The following is a 2,816-nucleotide window of genomic DNA, read 5'->3' on the forward strand; positions in this document are numbered from 1 at the left end:
CATCCTCGCGAGTCTTGTGAGCATAGGAGTTGCGGCGAGCGCGGTTGTGGCAGCCCCGTACAAGGCGCTCATTGTGACCGGTCAAAATGCCCACGACTGGAAAAGCACCACGCCCGTTCTGGTCAAACTGCTGGAAGAGACCGGCCTGTTCACGGTGGAAGTCGCCCAATCTCCCGCGAAAGGGGAGGACATGAGCGGCTTCAAACCCGATTTCAAAAAATTCGATGTGGTGGTTCTCAATTATCAGGGGGATTCCTGGCCGGAGGAAACCAAGAAGGCCTTCGTGGATTACGTCAAAAACGGTGGCGGCGTGGTTGTTTACCACTTTGCGTGTGCAGCCTTCCCGGACTGGCCGGAATATAACGAGATCATCGGGCTCGGGGGATGGGGAGGCCGAAACGAAAAATGGGGCCCCTACGTCCGCTGGCGGGATGGCCGGTGCGTCTTCGACTACACTCCCGGCCGCGCTGGCGGGCATGGTCCGATCCAGCCCTTCGCCATCGACGTCCGTTATCCCGAGCATCCCATCATGCAGGGTTTGCCGCCGCGATTCATGCATGTCCCCGATGAGCTCTACGGCTGGCTCCGCGGTCCGGCCAAGAACCTCACGGTGCTGGCCACCGCTTTCGCCCCCAAAGACAAGGGTGGTTCCGATGAGCACGAACCGATCTTCTTCACCGTCCAATACGGCAAGGGACGGGTCTTCTTCAACGCCCTGGGGCACACGGCCGAACAGCTCAAAAGTGTGGCCTTTATCGTGACTTACCAGCGGGGTGCCGAGTGGGCGGCCTCCGGCAAAGTGACCCAACCAGTGCCGGCCGATTTCCCCACCGCCGATCAGGCGCGGACCCGAGACTGAACCACCCATCGATTTTCGAGAAAAATCGGCTCGGCCATCACTGATCCGCCGGTCGAAAAACGCTTGCCACGGGTGGAGTTGACCGCTCGGTTGCTCTGCCCGTTTTGTTTTTTCGCTTCGCTTCGCGGCAGCGGAACTTCACAGCTTCCTGGCGGATTTTTAAGCCGACCGTCTCCCACGTAACCCACGCAGGTCAGAACAAGCACGGCCCACCGGGCTTCTGCCGGGACCTGACTGGCCAGCCCGCAACTGTGAAGTTTCTCGCTCGCCGGACGGGAACCAGCTTTTCATGTCTTGGCGATAAGTCCCGTCCCGCACACCAGATAGAGCCAGCGCAACGCGCCTTCCAGTGAAAGGCGGTCCTTGTCCAAATTATCCCCATCCTGGTATACTCAATTTCGATGGTCTGACGTTTCGTGAAAAGGCACGAATGATGCGTGCCGATGGTGGTATCTGTGGTCATTGTTTCAGGTTGAATGGGAGTCGAGCGTGGGGACGAAAAAAACTGGTAAAGGGCGTCGCAAGATCGGCAGCAAAAAGCGGCGGATGCGTTCCAAAATTCGCCATCGCAAGAAGTGAGTCTATCGATCCCCTGTGTGCCGGGGAATTCGTGACGTGGGTTCCCGGCCTCTGCTGACAGGTGGTGTCTGTGCCGCCATGGTGTTGACTACTCCCGGGTCTGTTGTTGCGCTCTGATTGCGCTCTCTTCTCCATGGAAAACATTTGAGCCATCCCACCTCCCCCAATTACAATCGAGGTACTGGCGGAACCGGATGGCGGGGTCTTGTCGGAAGTCTTCCGCGCGACGCGGTTCCTGAACTCATTTCTGTGGCGAAAAAGGCTTGCGAATCCGAGGAGATACATCTCGTGTCCCGCAACGTGCCGCGAACAGCTCTTCTGGGTGCCTTTTACGAGGACTATTTGAAACATCTTGACACCGCCCGATTCGTGGCGGACGTCAACTCGCGCTATATGCAGGGCACGCTCCAGCGATTGCTGGAACACCCGCTCTGTGAACTCCGTCGGGCAGCCGCCCTGGCGCTGGGATACGTCGGCGATTATGCGTCCAACGGGGCGCTGGGTCGGGCACTCAACGACCGTGATCCCACCGTTCGACTGCTCGCCGAGACGAGTATTCGAAAAGTCTGGCTCCGTTATGGTTCGGAGGCCCAGCAAAAACAGCTCAGTATCATCATCCGCCTCAATGCGGCACGGCGCTATCGCGATGCCCTTGCCCGAGCCAACCGCCTGCTGGAAGAAATTGAGGATTTTGCAGAAGTGTACAATCAGCGGGCCGTGGCATATTACGGGCTGGGAGAACACGCCGAAGCCATTCAGGACTGTCGCACCACCCTGGAGCTGAATCCCTACCACTTCGCGGCAGCGGCAGGAATGGGCCAGGCGTACCTGGAGTTGCGGGACCCGATCGCCGCCCTGGAAGCATTTCGCCGGGCCTTGCGACTCAATCCCGACCTGCACGCCGTTCGGATCCAGGTAGCCAGGCTGGAACGCCTGATCGAAGATGTCTAATCGCCGTCAACTCACGCGGCACGGCGACGGACGACAGCCTCCGCCCGGCGATTGGCTTCCTCTTTGGAAACCACAGCCCACCGCGTCCTCCGACCGTCCCTCCACTCCATAAGGACTCTCCCCGCTTCGCTGAGCATTCGCGGAATATAAAACCAGAGGCGATCGTCCGAGCGCAGCACTTCGGGATGCCACAGAAGAATCACATCGATACCGGCCAAATGATTCGCCCAGCGAGGAAGAGCTTCGGCGAAGCGTCCGGGAAGGAGCACCACTTCAGTGTCCAATTCCCGGAGCGTCCGATAGACCTGCTTGACCTGCGGGCCGCCCGCCTCCTCAAATCTGCTGACCCCCACGTACCTGAATCGGCCTTGCAAGGCCGCATGTCGAACCACACGGACCAACAGCTCCGTTCGACCGAGATCAAGAC

At 59.3% G+C, this 2,816-nt stretch carries 3 protein-coding genes; 2 read left to right on the plus strand and 1 reads right to left on the minus strand.

The window, feature by feature from the left end:
• A partial coding sequence (locus H5U08_RS14850; protein WP_366494664.1) for a ThuA domain-containing protein occupies positions 1-859 on the plus strand: 859 nt, incomplete at its 5' end.
• 867 nt (positions 860-1,726) lie between these two features.
• Positions 1,727-2,389: a tetratricopeptide repeat protein gene (locus H5U08_RS14855; RefSeq protein ID WP_297034729.1), complete on the plus strand. Its 663-nt coding sequence runs from the start codon at positions 1,727-1,729 to the stop codon at positions 2,387-2,389.
• A gap of 11 nt (positions 2,390-2,400) precedes the next feature.
• On the opposite strand, the gene H5U08_RS14860 is transcribed toward H5U08_RS14855, so the two are convergent.
• The coding region (locus H5U08_RS14860) for a hypothetical protein (protein WP_297034732.1) at positions 2,401-2,816 on the minus strand (416 nt) is incomplete at its 5' end.

Origin of the sequence: Thermogutta sp. (assembly GCF_014359955.1) — a bacterium.
Taxonomy (GTDB): Bacteria; Planctomycetota; Planctomycetia; order Pirellulales; family Thermoguttaceae; genus Thermogutta.